This is a genomic window from Methylobacterium sp. 190mf, from assembly GCF_900107945.1.
GTDB lineage: Bacteria > Pseudomonadota > Alphaproteobacteria > Rhizobiales > Beijerinckiaceae > Methylobacterium.
Genome location: NZ_FNVI01000026.1, coordinates 17,731 through 34,862, shown reverse-complemented (window position 1 = coordinate 34,862; position 17,132 = coordinate 17,731). Strand labels below are relative to the sequence as shown.

Genomic DNA, 17,132 nt, shown 5'->3' with positions numbered 1-17,132 from the left:
ACGTTCCCGGGCCGATGGACCTATTTCTGCCGCGACCGTGACCGATTTCCCGCATCAAGCCTTACGCGAGCTTGAAAGACGACAATGAAGCGCCTGACGACCTTGGCCTCGATCGCCGGTCTGTGCACGGTCGTCGGCCTGTTCATGTCCTCCGGCCTGGAGGATGTGTCGGCCGCCGTCGTGAGCGCCGGCTGGGGCGCCGCCCTGGTGGTGCTCGCGCGCTTCGTGGCCGTCGCCTGGGCGGGGCTCGGCTGGTACGTCGTGTTCCCCGCCGGCGCGACCAAGCTCGCCGACTGCATCTCGCTCCGCTTCGTCCGCGAGGGCATCAACACGCTGCTGCCCGTCGCCACCGTCGGCGGTGACTTCGTCGGCGCCCGCCTCCTGTCGAAGCGCAACGTTCCGGGCGCGCTCGCGGGCGCCAGCATGTTCGTCGACCTGATGACCCAGGCGCTGACGCAGCTCCTGTTCACGGTGGCCGGCCTCGCCCTGCTGGTCCTGATCTCCGGCGACGGACCGATCGCCCACACGGTCGAGGGCGGGCTGGCCCTGGCGGTCCCGGCGCTCGGCGCCTTCTACCTGATCCAGCGCAAGGCCGGTCACCGCCTGATCCAGGCGTTGCTCAGCCGCTTCGCCTCCGGGCGCGAGTGGCGGGCCTTCGGCGCCATCGACCAGCTCTACGACAGTCTGCGCCGGCTCTACGGCAACCACGGTCGCTTCGCGTTGGCCCTGGTGGTCCACCTCGCCGGCTGGGTGATCGGCACGCTCGAGGTCTATGTCTGCCTGCGGTTCATGGGCTACCCGATCGACTTCGCGCAGGCGCTCATGATCGAGAGCCTCGCCCAGGCGGTGCGCGGCGCGGCCTTCGCGGTGCCCGGCGCCCTGGGCGCGCAGGAGGGCGGACTGATCGCCCTGTGCGGCCTGTTCAATATCCCGGCCGAGGCGGCGCTCGCCCTGTCGCTGGTCAAGCGCTTCGCCGATCTCGGCGTTGGGCTCCCGAGCCTCCTGCTCTGGCACCGGATCGAGTCCAGGCTCCGGTCCGAGACGCCGGAGGAAGAGGAGCGCGAGCCTGCGCCGGAGGCCGGGCGCAAGGCCAAGAGGGTCGCGCAGCCCGCCACCCTCGGCCCGTTCTACAGCTACGCTCCGCCGCGCATGGGGGCGCGGCTCGGCGACGGCGAGGAGTTGAAGAAGTGCGCCTGACCCGCCGGCTCGCGGCCGCCCTCATCGCCGCTCCCTTGGCCCTGACCCTGCTCGTCCCGGCCCCGTCACGGGCCGCGGACGATCCGGCCGTTCAGACCGTGCGCGACCTCTACGCCGCCTTCTCGGCCGCGCTGAAGGACGGGCCCGGCCCGCTGCCGGCCCGGGTCGAGGCCGTCGGCCCCGCGCTCGACAAGGCGTTCGACTTTCCCGCCATGACCCGCATCGCGGTGGGCTCGAAATGGTCGAGCTTCACCCCGGAGCAGCAGGCGGCGGTCATCGACGCCTTCAAGCGCAGCCTGACCGTCACCTACGCGAACCGGCTGGCACGCGCCGCCGGCGGCAAGTTCGACGTGACCCCGAAGGTCGAGGAGCGGGGCGCCCAGCGCGTGGTGCCGACCCGCGTCACCGCCGCGGACGGCGACGATTCCGCCGTGGACTTCGTCGTCAACGCCGACAACCGCATCCAGGACGTCCTGCTCAACGGCGACGTCAGCGAGATCGCCGCGCAGCGGAACGCCCTGTCGGCGCCGCTGAAGTCCGGGGGCGCCGACGGCGTCGTGAAGTTCCTCCGGGCGCGGGCCGACGGCATGCTCGCGGCCAAGCCGACGCCCTGAGCGGCGCCGGCGCCTGCGCCGACCTGAACCGGCCGTTCGCGGCCATCGCCGCCTCGGCGGCCGGACGATCGCACGGATCCGACCGGATGGATGTCTCCTCCCTGGCGCTGCTCGGCCTCTCGTGGCTCTCGCTGCTCTGCCTGATCCTGGCGGCGGCGGGCTGCGTCTACGGGCTGGCCGCCGCCATGTGCGCGGGCCGCTACGCGGGCCGCCGCCCGCCGGTTCTGCCCGCCGGCGCGACGCGGCCCTCCGTGACCGTGCTGAAGCCGCTCTGCGGCCTCGAGCCCAATCTCTACGCGAATCTCGAGACCGTGCTGCGCCAGGACTACGCCGGGCCGGTCCAGGTCCTGTTCGGCGTCCAGAAGCCCACCGATCCCGCGATCGGCGTGGTCGAGCGCCTGCAGCAGGCCTATCCCGAGGCCCGCATCGACCTCGTGATCGACGGCCGGCAGCACGGATCGAACCGCAAGGTCTCGAACCTGATCAACATGGCCGAGGCCATCGCCCACGACGTGGTGGTGCTGGCCGACAGCGACATGGTGGTGGGGCCCGACTACCTCGAGCGCCTCGTCGCGGAGCTGTCCCAGGACGGCGTCACCGGCGTCACCTGCCTGTACCACGGGGTCCCGGCCTTCCGGGGCCTGTACGACCAGCTCTCGACGCTCGCGATCGACACCCACTTCCTGCCCAACGTCGTGATGGGCCTGAGCCTCGGTCTGGCGAAGCCCTGCTTCGGCTCCACCGTGGCCTTCACCCGGGCGAGCCTGGAGGCGGTCGGCGGCTTCCGCACCTTCCGCAACGATCTGGCGGACGATTACGCCATCGGCGCCGCCCTGCGCGGCCTCGGCGGCCGGGTGGTGATCCCGAGCTTCACGATCGGCCACACCAGCGTCGACACCGATCTCTCCGGCCTGTGGCGGCACGAGCTGCGCTGGAACCGGACAATCCGCACCGTCGACCCGGCGGGCTACGCCGGCTCGATCGTCACCCACGCCTTCCCGCTCGCGCTGCTGGGCGCGCTCCTGCCCGGCGCCGGCACCGGCGCCCTCTGGGTCGCCGCCGCGGCGCTGGCGAGCCGCGTGCTGCTCTGCCGGCAGCTGGAGCGGGCCTTCGGCCTCGCCCCGCACCCCTACGGACTGTTGCCGATCCGCGACATCCTCTCCTTCCTGAACTTCTCCTGGGCCTTCGTGTCGGGGGCGGTGACATGGAAAGGTCACGATTATCACGTGGTTGCGGATGGCACCCTGATCCCGGACGCCGAACTCGGCCGCGATGCCGGCGCGCCGCTCCGCTGAACCCGGCTCCCTCGTCCTCCGCCCCTCCCCCGGCATTGCCCTGAGGCCTTGAACCCCATGCGCACGCTCTTCCTCCAGGCCCCCACCTTCGACGGTTTCGACGGCGGTGCCGGCTCCCGTTACCAGGCCAAGCGCGAGATCAAGTCGTTCTGGTACCCGACCTGGCTGGCCCAGCCGGCCGCCCTGGTGCCGAACTCGAAGCTGATCGACGCGCCGCCGCACAACATCAAGCTCGCCGAGATCGTGGCCCAGGCCAACGACTTCGACCTCGTCGTGCTCCACACCTCGGTGCCGTCGTTCAAGTCCGACGTGAAGACGATCGAGGCGCTTAAGGCCGCCAACCCGAAGCTCATCGCCGGCCTGATCGGCGCCAAGGTCGCGGTCGACGCCGCCGGCGCGATGGCCCAGGCCCCGGTGGTCGATTTCTGCGCCCGCAACGAGTTCGACTTCACCGTCAAGGAGGTCGCCGACGGCGTCCCGATGTCGGAGATCAAGGGGCTGTCCTATCGCGACGCCAACGGTGTCGTGGTCCACAACGAGGACCGCGAGATCATGACCGACATGGACCAGCTGCCCTTCGTCACCAGCGTCTACAAGCGCGACCTGGAGATGGAGAAGTACTTCATCGGTTACCTGAAGCACCCCTACATCTCGTTCTACTCCGGCCGGGGCTGCAAGAGCCGCTGCACCTTCTGCCTGTGGCCGCAGACGGTCGGCGGCCACACCTACCGCACCCGCTCGGTCGCGCACGTGATCGAGGAGATCAAGTACTGCCTGAAGGAGTTCCCGCAGACCAAGGAGTTCTTCTTCGACGACGACACCTTCACCGACAACCTGCCGCGCGCGGAGGAGATCGCCCGCGAACTCGGCAAGCTCGGCGTCACGTGGTCGTGCAACGCCAAGGCGAACGTGCCGCGCGAGACCCTGAAGGTGCTCAAGGAGAACGGCCTGCGCCTGCTGCTGGTCGGCTACGAGTCCGGCAACCAGCAGATCCTGCACAACATCAAGAAGGGCATGCGGGTCGAGGTCGCCGAGAAGTTCACCAAGGATTGCCACGACCTGGGCATCGCCATCCACGGCACCTTCATCCTCGGCCTGCCGGGCGAGACGAAGGAGACGATCCAGGAGACGATCAACTTCGCCAAGCGGATCAACCCGCACACGATCCAGGTCTCGCTGGCGGCGCCCTACCCGGGCACCTTCCTGTACAAGCAGGCGGTGGAGAACGGCTGGCTCGACATCGAGAACGCCGAGCTCGTCGACGAGAACGGCGTGCAGGTCGCGCCGCTGCACTACCCGCACCTCTCCCACACCGAGATCTTCACCTCGGTCGAGGAGTTCTACAAGAAGTTCTACTTCCGGGCGCCGAAGATCGCCTCGATCGTCAGCGAGATGGTGCGCTCGCCCGACATGATGAAGCGCCGCCTGCGCGAGGGCGTCGAGTTCTACCGCTTCCTCAGGGAGCGTCAGGGCACCGCCAAGGCGGCCTGAAGTCAGGGGTCCGGGGCCTGCGGCCCCGGCGGGGAGCGGGGCGGAGCCCCGCCCCTCTTCCAGGGCTCCGCCCTGGACCCGCGAGAGGGCGAGCCCTCTCGACACCCGTTACGAGGTTACCGTGAAGCGTCTGGTCGTCACCGCGGATGATTTCGGGCTGAGCCCCGAGGTCAACGAGGCCGTCGAGCAGGCCCATCGCGACGGGATCCTCACGGCGGCGAGCCTGATGGTCTCGGCGCCGGCCGCCGCCGACGCCGTGGCGCGGGCCCGGCGGATGCGGTCCCTGCGGGTCGGGCTGCACCTCGTCCTCGTGGAGGCGTGGCCGACCCTGCCGGCGGAACAGCTTCCCGACCTGACGGACGAGGCCGGCCTGATGCGGGCCGACATGGCCCGCCTCGGCCTCGACTTCGCCCGCAGGCCGGCGGCCCGGCGCCAGCTCGCCGCCGAGATCCGGGCGCAGTTCGAGGCCTACCGGGCCACCGGCCTGCCGCTGGACCACGTCAACGCCCACAAGCACTTCCACGTCCACCCGCTGATCGCCGGGGCGGTGCTGCGCGTCGGCCGCGACTTCGGGATGCGCGCCCTGCGGGTGCCGCGGGAGCCGCGGGAGATCCTGCGCCGCGCCGAGCCCGGCGCGCGGCCGCGAGCCGCCCTCGACATCGCGCCCTGGGCGGCGCTGCTCGCCGTCCGCGCCCGGCAGGCCGGGCTGCTGATCCCCGACCGCACCCTCGGCCTCGCGTGGTCCGGCGCCATGACGCCCGCCCGTGTCGCGGCCCTGCTGGCCGAACTTCCGGACGGCCTGACCGAGCTCTACACCCACCCGGCCACCGCCGGCGGCTTCCCCGGCGAGGCGCCGGGCTACCGCTACGCCGACGAGCGCGACGCCCTGATCGCCCCCGCATCCCGGTCGGCCGCCGACGCGTCGGGCACCGTCCGCGGCGGGTTCTCCGACTTCCTCGGTTGACCCAGGTCGTTATCTGACTTTAGTCAGATAACATGGAACCTGCCGAGATCGCCCGCGTCCGCCGCTTCGCCCGCGCGGTCACCGCCGAGGTCGGCGCGCTCGATTCCTCGTTCCTCGGCCGCGGCCGTCCCCTGGGCGCGGCGCGGGTCCTGAACGCCATCGGCGCGGGCCGCGCGGAGATCGGCGAGATCCGCGCCTATCTCGGTCTCGATTCCGGCCTGATGAGCCGCCTCCTGCGGAGCCTGGAGGAGGAGGGGCTGGTGGCGACCGCGCCGCATCCCGCGGATGCCCGCCGCCGGGTCGCCTCCCTGACCGAGGCCGGGCGGCGCGAGTTCGCGGCCTACGAGGCGCTGTCGGATGCCCGCGCCGTCGCCCTGCTGGAGCGCGCACCGCAGGTGGACGCGCTGCTGCACGCCATGGACCGGGTCGCCCTGGCCCTCGGCCGCGACGCCATCGCGATCCGGGAGGCCGACCCGACCGGCGCGGGCGCCCGCGCCTGCCTCGCCGCCTACTACGCCGAGCTCGCGACCCGGTTTGCCGGCGGGTTCGACGTCGCGCTGTCGTGCGACCCGGAGGCCGACGCCATGGTGCGGCCGCGCGGCGTGTTCCTGCTCGCGAGCGCCGACGGGCTGCCGGTCGGATGCGTCGGGCTCAAGGGGGGCGGCGGCGCGGTGGCGGAGATCAAGCGGCTCTGGGTCGATCCTGCGGCGCGCGGGCTGGGCCTCGCCAGGCGGCTGATGCGGGAGGCCGAGGCCGCCGCCCGCAACCTCGGGATCCGGACGCTGCGGCTCGACACCAACAGCGCCCTCCCTGAGGCCCTGGCGCTCTACCGGCGGTCGGGCTGGGTGGAGATCGACCGCTTCAACGACGATCCCTATCCGGACCACTTCTTCCAGAAGGCCCTCTGAGGCCCTCCGAAGCGCCGGCCGCGACCGGCCGGCGCTGCTCGGCTTCTACTTGGCGGGCACCGGATCCTGGTGCGGGGCGGACTTGCGCAGGGCCGCGCCGGCCGCCTTCTCGGCTTCCGGACGATCCTCGTCGGGCTGCTCCGGCGGCTCGCCGAGGGTCGCCGGAACCACGAAGAACGCCGCCACCAGGGTGAAGAACAGCGACAGCGCCAGCAGCTTGCCCATGCTGGCCGTGCCCGGATGGCTCGACAGGACCAGCGACCCGAAGGCGCTGCCCGTGGTCAGCGCCGAGAAGAAGATCGCCCGGGTGAGGCTGGAGGCGAGCATGTCGGTCACGCCCGCCCGCCACGCGATCACGTAGTAGATGTGGAACGCCACGCCGACCGCGAGCATCAGCGGCAGGGCGATGATGTTGGCGAAGTTCAGCGGCATGCCGACGATGCGCATCGCCATCAGCGTCCAGAGCGTCGCGATCACCAGCGGGCCGAGGGTCATCGCCACGTCCCACGGCTTGCGCAGGGCGACCGACAGGATGACGAAGATCAGCACGAAGGCCGTCACCGCCGCCTGCACGAAGGCGCCCAGGATCGTGTAGCTCGACTGCGTGGTGGCCACGGGCGCGCCGGTCGCGTGCGGGGCGACCTTCAGGACCTCGTCCGAGAACCGGCGGAGCACGGTGTCGTCGTTCGAGTCGCCCTTCGGGTGAACCTCGATGCGCGCCCGTCCGTCCGCCGCCACCCAGTCGGCCTTCAGCTGCGGCGGCAGGTTGTCCAGCGTGATCTTCTCGGGATGCAGCAGGTCGCGCAGGCGGGCGAGCAGCGGCACCAGATCCTTGGTGAGCGCCACCGAGGCCGCCTCGCGCAGCTGGACCGGGCCGGCGGCGAGCTTGTCCAGGGTGCCGGCGAGCTGCTTGGCCTCCTGGGCGCCCTTCGCGTCGCCCTTGGCGTCGGCCGAGAGGCCGTTGAGCGCCGCGGCGGCGTCCTTGAGCGCCTTGACGTTGTCGGCGTCGGTCGGCGGCGGCGGCCGGCGGCCGGGATTGAGCACCGGGTCGAGCAGCTGGGCCGTGTCGGCGATCTGGGCCAGCTTCTTGTCCTGATCCCGCGGCACGAAGGTGTCGATGCTGTTGACCGAGGCGGTGACCGGCAGGGCCAGGAGCGTCTTCGACAGCGACGGGACCTCCGCGACGCTGGGCGCCAGCACGTCGATGAAATTGGGGCTGGTCTCGGGATTCTTGATCAGGTCCAGGTAGGTCGCGATGGACTGCGTCTTGGCGCTGCGCAGGTGCATCGGGTTCGAGTCGAACGGCAGGTGCCAGAGCAGCGGCGCGCCGGCCAGGGTCACGAGGCCGACGCCGATCAGGATCGGCTTGCGGTGCCGGATGATCCAGGGGTCGACGCCGACGAGCCAGTCGGTCTGGACCGCGGCCTTCTCGCCCACCGGCTTGAACACCGCGATCAGGGCCGGCAGCAGGATCAGCGAGAACAGGAAGGCCACGATCATGCCGACGCCGGCGATCAGGCCCAGCTCCGACACGCCCCGGAACGCCGTGGGCAGGAAGGCGAAGAAGCCCGCCACCAGCGACACCGCGGCGAGCGTCAGCGACCAGCCGACGCCCCGGGCCGCGGCGCGGATCGCGCTCTCCAGCGTCGGCTGCTCGTAGCGGTCGGCCCGGTAGCGCACCGAGAACTGGATGCCGAAATCGATGCCGAGCCCGACGAACAGGGCCGCGAAGGCCACCGAGATCGGGTTCAGCTCCTTGACCATGATGAGGCCCAGGGCGGCCGTGACCACGAGGCCCGCGAAGGTGGTGATGATCACCGCGCCGACGAGCTTGCCCGAGCGCAGGGCCAGCCACAGGAACAGCACGATCGCGCCGACGATGATGCTGTTGTTGAGGCCGGCATCCTCCGACAGCGTCGCGAACTCCTCGTCCGCCACAGCCACCGTGCCGGTCAGGCGCATCCGCAGGCCGTTCTGGGCGTCGATCCCGAGATCCTTGGCGACGTTGCGGATCAGCTTGGTCGCCTGATAGCCGGGCTCCAGGGCGTTGAAGTCGAGGACCGGCTGGATCACCACGAACTTCATCTTGTCGGTGACGCTGGTCTCGCCCCCCGACAGGAGTTCCTGCCAGGACATCCGCGCCCGCTGACCCGCCAGCACCTTCTGCAGGGTGGCGTCGATCTGCCCCATGGGCTTCTCGAGGTCCTCGATCTTGGCGTCCCCGGTCTTCACGCCGCGCGCGCCCAGCGTCAGCACCCGCATGATGCCCCGCAGCGACGGGTCGGCGGCGAGCGGGCCGAGCAGACCCTGCTGCTGGGTCAGCGCCTCCAGGGTCTTGTCGAGGTCCGCCTGCGACATCAGCAGCAGGCCGTTCTTGTTGAAGAACGGGCCGCCGTCGGGCCGGTAGACCGTCTCGATCAGGTTCTTGTGCGCCGTGAGCGCCTTGGCGAGGTTGGCGGCCGCCTCCTCGGTCTCCTCCGGCGTCTCGCCGTTGATGACCGCGACGATGGTGTTGCTCCGCTGCGGGAACGCCTTCTCGAAATTGATCTCGTCCTGCCGCCACGGCTCCTTCGGGTCGATCAGCCGCTCAACGTCGGTGTTGATTCGGAACAGGTGCGCCGCGACTCCGAGGCTCGCGACCGTGAGGAACGCCGTGAAGGCGATCACGATCCACCGATACCGCACCGAGAACGCGACGAGACTTTCGATCACGAGCACCCTGCCTGTTCGCATCGGACGCGCCCCGTGCGCGACCGGCTCCTGCCATCTGTCCGGTCCGAACCCGGGCCACCGACACGGGCGGGCTCAGGGCTCCGCCGCGCGACGCTCCGCGATTCGGCCCGGTGCGCATCGGGTTCGAGGAACGCCACACCGCCCGATCCGAGCGCGCCGCGCGCGCCCGGCACCCGACTGATTGCGCCCGATGCGGTCCGCGGTCGGGACACCCGCCGCGGGCCGGGACTTGCATCGCGGCCACGAGGCTCAGTAAAGAGGGCAATGCCAGATTGCAACGCGGCCGCCGTGGCGCGCATCCCGCGCCCGCCCGTGTGCGCTAGCGCACGGCGTTTCTGGCGCGGCCACCCGAATCGTGGGATTCCGGTCGTATTGCCGACGCAATGCACGTGCTGTCCTCAACGATCGGGCGCGTCCGCCCACGGGCTCCGCACGCGCGGTCCATGTGGCGCCGTTGCGTCAGGCACGGAATAAGATGTCATCGCCCCGCCGAAACGGGGTCATTTCAGATTAGTTCCAAGCTAGATGGCTGGAATTCGAGATTTTTTCGCGTTAAGCACCCCGATGTCCCGGGGCCGACGAAGTAAGGAGCCGCAATCTTGGGTATCCCCCTCCGGTACGTCGCGAAGATCGGCGGCTACATCCTGAAGCAGCACCTCACGGGCCGCAAGCGTTACCCGCTTGTGATGATGATGGAGCCGCTGTTCCGCTGTAACCTGGCCTGCGCCGGCTGCGGCAAGATCGACTACCCGGACGAGATCCTGAACAAGCGCCTCCCGGTCGCCGACGCGCTCGAATCGGTGCGCGAGTGCGGCGCCCCGGTGGTGGTGATCGCCGGCGGCGAGCCGCTCCTCCACAAGGACCTGCCGCAGATCGTCGAGGGCATCATCGCCCAGAAGAAGTTCGCGATCGTCTGCACGAACGCGCTGCTCCTCGAGAAGAAGATCAAGGAGTACAAGCCGAGCCCGTACTTCACGTGGTCGATCCATCTGGACGGCGACAAGGAGATGCACGACCAGTCGGTGTGCCAGCGCGGCGTCTACGACAAGGCCGTGGCGGCGATCGCGAAGGCCAAGGAGATGGGCTTCCGGGTCACCATCAACTGCACCTTCTTCAACAATTCCCAGCCGGAGAAGATCGCCGACTTCTTCGACAGCGTGACCCGGATGGGCATCGACGGCATCACCGTCTCCCCCGGCTACGCCTACGAGCGCGCCCCCGACCAGAAGCACTTCCTGAACCGCAAGGCGACGAAGGACCTGTTCCGCGGCGTGTTCCGGCACGGCAAGGAGAAGGGCCGCGAGAAGTGGACCTTCCAGCAGTCGGGCCTGTTCCTCGACTTCCTGGCCGGCAACCAGACCTACCACTGCACCCCGTGGGGCAACCCGACCCGCACCGTGTTCGGCTGGCAGAAGCCCTGCTACCTGCTCGGCGAGGGCTACGCGGCGACCTTCAAGGAGCTGATGGAGACCACCGACTGGGACGCCTACGGCACCGGCAACTACGAGAAGTGCGCCGACTGCATGGTCCACTCGGGCTACGAGGCCTCCTCGGTGGTCGATTCGGTCCGCAAGCCCTGGAAGCCGCTGGTGCACGCGATCCGCGGCATCAAGACCGAGGGCGAGATGGCCCCCGAGGTCAGCCTGGAGAACCAGCGCCCGGCCGAGTTCGTGTTCTCGCGCAACGTCGCGCAGAAGCTGTCCGAGATCAAAGCGGCCGGCGTCGACACGAAGCAGGAAGCCCGCAAGCGCACCGCCGCCTGATCGGCGCGCGCGACTGACGACACGAGACCCGCGGCCGCGAGGCCGCGGGTCTCTTCGTGTCCGGACCCCGCGGCGCCTCAGCCGAGCCGCGGCACGTGCGGGGCGCAGTCGCGCGGCAGGGTCCCGTCGAGCCGCGGATCGGGCGCGACCTCGACGTGGATCGCGAAAGGAACGAAGCCGGAGCGCCGGTAGAAGGCGAGCGCGCCGGGATGGTCCAGCGTGCAGGTATGCACCCAGAACCGCGCGATCGGGCGCGCCCAGGCCCGGCCGATCGCCGCGTTCATCAGCGTGCGGCCGATCCCGGTACCGACCACGTCCCCGGTCAGTCCGAGGAAGACCAACTCGCAGGTGCCGGGCCGGCGGAAATCCAGTTCCAGCATGCCGACGTTCCGCCCGTCCCGCCGCAGCGCGAGGATCTCGACATCCCGATCGGCCAAAATCGCCGCCAGCGCTTCGTCGGCCAGGGTGAGGCGCGAGAACCAGAGCCAGTCGGCGCCCACCGCCCGGAACAGACTCCGGTAGGTCTCCGGGTCGGTGCGTTCCAGGGGCTCGAGGGCGAGCCCGGGCGGGAACGGCCGTCCGGGCCGCGGGGGCGGCGGGCGCAGCATCTCCAGGCTGGTGACGATCGTGGCGAGATGGCCGGGCGGCACCGCCGCGTAGCCCGGTGTGAGGGTCGGGATTCCGGTCTCCGGCAGCATCGATCCCCTCCGCGGTCGCCTCGGCCCGGTCAGGCGGAAAGCGGGCGCCGTCGCGCGACCAGCCACGGCAGCACGCAGGCCGCCGACACCGCGATCGCGGCGGCGTAGGCCGCGACCGGGTCGATCCGCCCGAGCAGCAGGTGCACGCAGACATAGAAGGCCAGCACGCCGAACGCGCCCTGGGCGCTGCCGCGCACCACCTCCAGGGCGGCGCCGACGCCGTCCTGCGCCCGGGCGAAGACGATGAGCGGCCAGGAGATGATCGGGATCGGCGCCAGGACGCCGCTCAGGCCGGAGCCGAGATGCGGCGCCAGCCCCGAGACCATCAGGACCAGGGCGGTGGCGGCCGCGAGCCGGGCCGGCATGTCCCAGCGCGGCGGGCGCGCCCGGCGGGCCGGCGATTCGGTCCCCGCGGCCGGCCGGCACAGGGCGACCACCAGGGCCATCGCCGGCAGGTCGATCGCCGTGGCGAGCCACAGGCCGGGCTGGATCACCCCGTGCAGCAGCGCGCCGCCGAGGACGAAGCCCGCGAGGGCGAGCAGCGCGGCCGCGAGGCCCCCCGTCCGCGGCGCGGCGACGGCGTAGACGAGGTAGCTGACGGTGACCGCGCCGAGCCCCTCCACCGAGCCGATCGCCGCGTCGGCGGCGAAGCGCTCGCCCTGCTCGGCGGCGAGGTAGATCGAGATCGGCGCCGAGGTCAGCGGGAGGCCCGAGAGCAGGCCGCCGACGAGGCTGCCCCACCGGCGCGCGGCCGCCGACACGGCCCACATCAGGGTCGGCGTGACGACGATCTTGGCGGCGATCAGGCTCATGGCGACCGGCGGGTCCCGGGGCCTCAGGCCGCCTGGGGCGGCCCGTCATCCTCCGGGTCGGCGGGCGAGTTGAGGATGTCCTCGAGCTCGTCGACCAGCCGGTCGACCTGGTCCTCGGTGGCGAGCACCTTCAGAACCTCTCCGGTCTCCGTCTCGACGGCCAGCTCGATATGCGGCCCGACCCGGGCCGTCAGGATCCGGGCCAGGATCTTGATTGCGCTCATGCGAGTGCCTCCTCCGCGGCGATGAGGCCGACCGCCACCGCCGGTCCACAGGTCGAGATGCCGTCGCGCGCGCCGCCGATCCGGTCCGCCAGCAGCGTCACGAGCGGTGTCGAGGGCCGGCCGAGACGCTCGGCGAGGCGGGCGCCCACGAAGGCGCCGGCGCCGCACAGGACGAGGGGCGCGTCCGCGCCGATGTCGGGCCGGCTGAGGATCTCCGCCGCCGCGTCGTGCAGCAGGCGCAGCTGCGCCTCGGCGAAATGGGCGGCGAGCGCCGTCCAGGCCGCTCCGGGCGCCTCCGCCCGGTCCCGCCCGACGATCCGGGCGAGCCGGGTCTCGCTCTCGGCGACCGTCTTGCCCTTGCGGTCGCCGCTCGGCTGCTGGTCGGCGCCCTCGGGGAGCTGGCCGAGGATGCGGTAGACGTCCGCCATGTGGGCGAAGGTCTCGGTCATCAGCCGGGTCCGGCGGCCCGCGAAGGGGGCGTGGTGGGACAGGGCGATCACCGGCGTGCGCACCGCGCCGGTATAGACGAGCTCGCCGGTCTCCAGCCGCTCGGCGTCGCTGTAGCCGGTCGCGGCCGGCCGCCCGCCCACGACGGGAATCAGGTCGGCGGTGGTCGAGCCGATATCGACCAGCAGCGCGTCCGGGACGTGCCGGCCGGCGAGCGCCGCGGTGGCGTGCCAGTTGGCCGAGGCCACGTCCGCCGACAGGGACGCGGCCGCCTCGGGGGCGACGAGGCCGGAGCGGCCGGCGTAGATCCGCACGGTCCCGGCGAGGTGCGACCCGGCCCATCCGGCGAGCGCCGCGACGCCGTCGCGCCGGTCGGCGAAGCAGTCGGTCAGCTCGCCCGTCATGGTCACGGCGTGCAGGGCCGCGCCGCGGGCCCAGTCGGGGGCGGCCTCCAGCGCCCGGTCGAGGGCCGGCAGGCCCTGCCAGAGCGGGCACGGCACCTGGGCGGCGGCCGCGACCCGGCCGTCCTCGACCAGGGCGACCTTGACGTGGACCCCGCCGAGGTCCCACCCGATGGTCGTTGGGTTTGATGAGCGCATGGGACCGCGATGAGCGCCTCGATGGACCACAGGATCGGGCGCCCCGGCTTCGCGGTGATCCCGGTGCTCGATCTCCGGGGCGGCCGCGTGGTGCGGGCGCGCCGGGGCGAGCGCTCCTCCTATGCCCCGATCGAGACGCCCTTGGCAAAGGGCTCGGCGCCGGACGCGGTGGCCCGCGGGCTGGTCGACGCGTGGCCCGCCGCGATCCTCTACGTCGCCGATCTCGACGCGATCATCGACCGCGCCGCGCCCGATCTCCGCGCCCTGGAGGCGATCGCCCGCGCCTGCCCGGGGATCGCCCTGTGGGTCGATGCCGGCTTCGCCGAGCCGGAGGGCGTCGCGGCGTTCCTAGAGGCCGGGCTCGGGCGACCGGTGATCGGCAGCGAGAGCCAGGCGGATGCCGACCTCGTGACGCGGCTCGGCGACCGGGCGGTGTTCTCCCTCGACACGCGCGGCGCGGAGCGCCTCGGCCCGGCGGCCCTCCACGACGATCCGGCGCTCTGGCCGCCGGAGGTGATCGCCATGACGCTGGCGCAGGTCGGCGCCGGGGCCGGCCCGGACCTCGCGGCCCTGGGAGCCCTGCGGGCGCGGGCGCCGGATCGCCGCCTCTACGCGGCGGGCGGCGTGCGCGGCCCGGACGACCTGCGGGCGCTCCGGGCGGCCGGGATCGCCGGGGCGCTGGTCGCCTCGGCCCTCCACGACGGCACCCTGTCCCGGGCGACGGCGCCCGATCTCGCCTGACGCTTCCGGCCCGGGCCCGCGGCTGCTAAAACCGCGCGACAGAGAGACCACCGACACGAGCCGTCAGACGATGGAAAAGTTCACCACCCTGGAGGGCGTCGCGGCGCCCCTGCGGACGATCAACGTCGATACCGACCGGATCATCCCGGCGAAGTACCTGAAGACGATCCGGCGGACCGGCCTCGGCAAGAGCCTGTTCGCGGAGATGCGCTACCGCGAGGACGGCTCCGAGAACCCGGACTTCATCCTCAACCAGCCGGCCTACCGGAACAGCAAGATCCTGGTGTGCGGCGACAATTTCGGCTGCGGCTCGTCCCGGGAGCACGCGCCCTGGGCGCTGGCCGATTTCGGCATCCGCTGCGTGATCTCCACGAGCTTCGCCGACATCTTCTTCAACAACTGCGCGAAGAACGGCATCCTGGCGATCGTCGTGTCGCCCGAGGATCTGGAGAAGCTCTTCGAGGACGCCGAGCGCGGCGCGAACGCCACCCTGACGGTCGACCTGGCGGCGCAGACGATCCGGGGACCGGACGGCGGCACCCTGCATTTCGACGTCGACGAGGGCCGCAAGCACAACCTGCTGAACGGCCTGGACGAGATCGGGCTGACGCTGGAGCGCGTCTCTTCCATCGACGCCTACGAGCAGAAGCTCGCCCAGCGCGAGTGGGCCTGAGCGACCGGACCCGCGTCCCGACGGCGGTCGCGTCGGGCTGACGCGACCGCCGGTCCGAGGCCAGGGCCTGCCTCACCCGAGCCGCATGGACAGCTCCACGTCCTCGGCGAACGGCACCGACAGGTAGCCGCGGCTCGGCGCGCGCACCCGCTGCAGGTAGTCCGGGCTGTAGTCCGCGTTGTCGGCGACCACCAGGGCCCCCGGTCCGAGGCGACTCTCCACGAGGCTCAGAACCTCCGGATAGAGCCCCTTCGCCCCGTCGAGGAGTAGCAGGTCGACCGAGTCGGGTAGGTCGAGGCCGAGGGTCTGGAGGGCGTCGCCCTCGCGGAACTCGACGAGGTCCGCCAGCCCGGCCTCCATCAGGTTCGCCCGCGCCCGCACCACCTTGGACGGCTCGAACTCGCAGGTGATCAGCCGGCCGCCGCCGTTGTCGCGCAGGGCCGCGGCGAGGTGCAGGGTCGAGAGACCGAAGGACGTGCCGAACTCGACGATCGTCCGCGCCCGGCGGGTTCGCGCGAGCATGTAGAGCAGCCGGCCGGTCTCCCGAGAGACCGCGAGGGGCATATCCTTGAGCCGGCTGTAGAAGTCCCGGTAGCCGGTGCGGCTGCCCATGAGGCGCGCCCGCTCGTCCGCCGAGAGATCGCCGATGGCGCTCAAGGGTGAGGAGGCCTCCGCCCGCGCGAAGAGACTGTCCAACAGCGACGCGATACGCGGTTCGGCGAGTGTGGATGCTGAGAGTGACATGGCGCGTTGCTTTCCGTCTTGCGCGTTCAACTGAACACGACGCAGAGTACCGGCGCCCCCTGCCCGCGCCTATTCGCGTTCCGAGCCCCGCCCCATGCCCGACCGGCCAAGTCTCGGAATCTTCAGGCGAAAGCAGCCCCGGCAGGCGCGCTCCAGCGACCTCGTCGCGGCCGTTCTGGAGGCCGCCGCTCAGGTTCTGGCGGAGGTCGGCGCGGCGCGCTTCACGACGGCGCGGGTCGCCGAGCGCGCCGGCGTCAGCATCGGCTCGCTCTACCAGTACTTCCCCAACAAGGCGGCGATCCTGTTCCAGCTCCAGAGCGACGAGTGGCGGGACACGAGCGCCCTCCTCGCCGGCATCCTGACGGATCCCGCTTGCGCGCCCGGCGAGCGCCTGCGCGCCGCCGTCCACGCCTTCGTGCGCTCGGAATGCGCGGAGGCCGCGATGCGCCGGGCCCTCGACGCGGCCGCCCCGGCCTATCGCGACGCGCCCGAGGCCGCGGAGCCGCAGCTGGCCGGCTCGCAGGCCTTCCGCGACTTCCTGCGCGCGGCGCTTCCCGCGGCGCCCGAGACGGACCTGGCGGTCGCGGGCGAGATCATCGCGATGACGCTCGGCGAGGTCGGCGAGCGCATCTCGGAGGTGGTCCGGACCGAGGCGGCCATGGCGACCTTCGCGGACGCCCTGGCCGACATGCTCTGCGCGTATCTGGACCGCCTGGGCAGCCGAGACCGGGCCGGCGCGCCGTCCTGAAGACGAGCCCCTGGCCCGGCGAACCGGACGCGGCCCTATTCCGGTCGGCTCAGCCGGACTCGCCGGTGAACGCCTCGAAGGCGCGGGCGGTGTAGACCAGGGCGGCGCCGGCGTTCAGTGCCACCGCCACGCCCAGCGCCTCCACGACCTCCTCCTTGCTCGCGCCGGCCTTGCGGGCGGCGTCGGAATGCACCGCGATGCAGCCGTCGCACCGGGTCGTGACCGCGACCGCGAGGGCGATCAGCTCGCGGGTCTTCGCGTCCAGCTTGCGCTCGGTCGGGGCCGCCGCGGCGAGCTGGTCGTGGGCCTTGAGGAGGTCCGGGCTCACCGCACCGATGCGCCCGAGCGTGCTGACGAGCTCGGCGCCGTACTGATTCCAGTCCTTCATCACGCGTCCCGTCTCCCTGTTCGTTGACCCGACCGGCGATGCGCCAGTACGGTACCAACCTACCGGTTGGTAGGCCGCAGGGTCAAGACGAGG

The 17,132-nt window shown here is 71.6% G+C and carries 17 protein-coding genes; 10 read left to right on the top strand and 7 right to left on the bottom strand.

Annotation, left to right across the window (positions count from 1 at the left end):
• The first annotated feature begins 84 nt into the window (after positions 1-84).
• From C4T42_RS25285 to C4T42_RS25260, 6 genes are all read left to right on the top strand, one after another.
• A complete protein-coding gene (locus C4T42_RS25285) occupies positions 85-1,197 on the top strand; it encodes a flippase-like domain-containing protein (RefSeq protein WP_103986061.1) in 1,113 nt (370 codons plus the stop codon).
• The gene (locus tag C4T42_RS25280) at positions 1,188-1,811 is read left to right on the top strand and encodes an ABC transporter substrate-binding protein (RefSeq protein WP_020095306.1); all 624 of its coding nucleotides are present in this window, start codon (positions 1,188-1,190) and stop codon (positions 1,809-1,811) included. Before C4T42_RS25285 ends, C4T42_RS25280 begins: the two co-directional genes overlap by 10 nt.
• Positions 1,812-1,897: 86 nt before the next feature.
• Positions 1,898-3,106, top strand: a complete 1,209-nt coding sequence (gene hpnI, locus C4T42_RS25275) for a bacteriohopanetetrol glucosamine biosynthesis glycosyltransferase HpnI (RefSeq protein WP_020095305.1) — start codon at positions 1,898-1,900, stop codon at positions 3,104-3,106.
• Between the two features lie 57 nt (positions 3,107-3,163).
• Positions 3,164-4,597: a hopanoid biosynthesis associated radical SAM protein HpnJ gene (gene hpnJ, locus C4T42_RS25270; RefSeq protein WP_103986060.1), complete on the top strand. Its 1,434-nt coding sequence runs from the start codon at positions 3,164-3,166 to the stop codon at positions 4,595-4,597.
• A gap of 121 nt (positions 4,598-4,718) precedes the next feature.
• Positions 4,719-5,561 carry a hopanoid biosynthesis-associated protein HpnK gene (gene hpnK, locus C4T42_RS25265; protein WP_103986059.1) on the top strand — a complete coding sequence of 281 codons (843 nt, stop codon included), beginning with the start codon at positions 4,719-4,721 and terminating at the stop codon, positions 5,559-5,561.
• 32 nt (positions 5,562-5,593) lie between these two features.
• Positions 5,594-6,469, top strand: a complete 876-nt coding sequence (locus C4T42_RS25260; RefSeq protein ID WP_103986058.1) for a helix-turn-helix domain-containing GNAT family N-acetyltransferase — start codon at positions 5,594-5,596, stop codon at positions 6,467-6,469.
• A gap of 45 nt (positions 6,470-6,514) precedes the next feature.
• On the opposite strand, the gene C4T42_RS25255 is transcribed toward C4T42_RS25260, so the two are convergent.
• Positions 6,515-9,181, bottom strand: coding sequence for an MMPL family transporter (locus C4T42_RS25255; RefSeq protein ID WP_056529641.1), 2,667 nt, complete (start codon positions 9,179-9,181; stop codon positions 6,515-6,517).
• Between the two features lie 620 nt (positions 9,182-9,801).
• On the opposite strand from C4T42_RS25255, the gene hpnH reads away from it, so the two are divergent.
• Positions 9,802-10,965, top strand: a complete 1,164-nt coding sequence (hpnH, locus tag C4T42_RS25250; protein ID WP_020095300.1) for an adenosyl-hopene transferase HpnH — start codon at positions 9,802-9,804, stop codon at positions 10,963-10,965.
• Between the two features lie 77 nt (positions 10,966-11,042).
• Here hpnH and C4T42_RS25245 read toward each other — a convergent pair whose 3' ends face one another.
• The 4 genes from C4T42_RS25245 to C4T42_RS25230 are packed head-to-tail and all read right to left on the bottom strand — an operon-like array spanning position 11,043 to position 13,745.
• A complete protein-coding gene (locus C4T42_RS25245) occupies positions 11,043-11,663 on the bottom strand; it encodes a GNAT family N-acetyltransferase (RefSeq protein WP_103986057.1) in 621 nt (206 codons plus the stop codon).
• A 29-nt stretch (positions 11,664-11,692) separates the two neighbouring features.
• Positions 11,693-12,475 (bottom strand): hypothetical protein, encoded by a 783-nt coding sequence (locus C4T42_RS25240; RefSeq protein ID WP_103986056.1) that lies wholly within the window; start codon positions 12,473-12,475, stop codon positions 11,693-11,695.
• A 23-nt stretch (positions 12,476-12,498) separates the two neighbouring features.
• The gene (locus C4T42_RS25235) at positions 12,499-12,699 is read right to left on the bottom strand and encodes a hypothetical protein (protein WP_012317969.1); all 201 of its coding nucleotides are present in this window, start codon (positions 12,697-12,699) and stop codon (positions 12,499-12,501) included.
• Complete coding sequence (locus tag C4T42_RS25230) at positions 12,696-13,745, bottom strand: hydantoinase/oxoprolinase family protein (protein WP_103986055.1); 1,050 nt, start codon at positions 13,743-13,745, stop codon at positions 12,696-12,698. Before C4T42_RS25230 ends, C4T42_RS25235 begins: the two co-directional genes overlap by 4 nt.
• Positions 13,746-13,754: 9 nt before the next feature.
• Between C4T42_RS25230 and C4T42_RS25225 the strand changes: the two genes are divergently transcribed.
• Entirely contained in the window at positions 13,755-14,486 is a 732-nt protein-coding gene (locus C4T42_RS25225; RefSeq protein ID WP_091928214.1) for a HisA/HisF-related TIM barrel protein, read from the top strand.
• 70 nt (positions 14,487-14,556) lie between these two features.
• Complete coding sequence (leuD, locus tag C4T42_RS25220; RefSeq protein ID WP_020095295.1) at positions 14,557-15,159, top strand: 3-isopropylmalate dehydratase small subunit; 603 nt, start codon at positions 14,557-14,559, stop codon at positions 15,157-15,159.
• Between the two features lie 72 nt (positions 15,160-15,231).
• On the opposite strand, the gene C4T42_RS25215 is transcribed toward leuD, so the two are convergent.
• Positions 15,232-15,903, bottom strand: coding sequence for an O-methyltransferase (locus C4T42_RS25215; protein WP_103986054.1), 672 nt, complete (start codon positions 15,901-15,903; stop codon positions 15,232-15,234).
• 94 nt (positions 15,904-15,997) lie between these two features.
• Between C4T42_RS25215 and C4T42_RS25210 the strand changes: the two genes are divergently transcribed.
• Positions 15,998-16,651: a TetR family transcriptional regulator gene (locus C4T42_RS25210; RefSeq protein ID WP_103986053.1), complete on the top strand. Its 654-nt coding sequence runs from the start codon at positions 15,998-16,000 to the stop codon at positions 16,649-16,651.
• Between the two features lie 49 nt (positions 16,652-16,700).
• Here the strand turns inward: C4T42_RS25210 and C4T42_RS25205 are convergent, their stop codons facing one another.
• A complete protein-coding gene (locus tag C4T42_RS25205; RefSeq protein WP_020095292.1) occupies positions 16,701-17,042 on the bottom strand; it encodes a carboxymuconolactone decarboxylase family protein in 342 nt (113 codons plus the stop codon).
• Positions 17,043-17,132 lie beyond the last annotated feature (90 nt).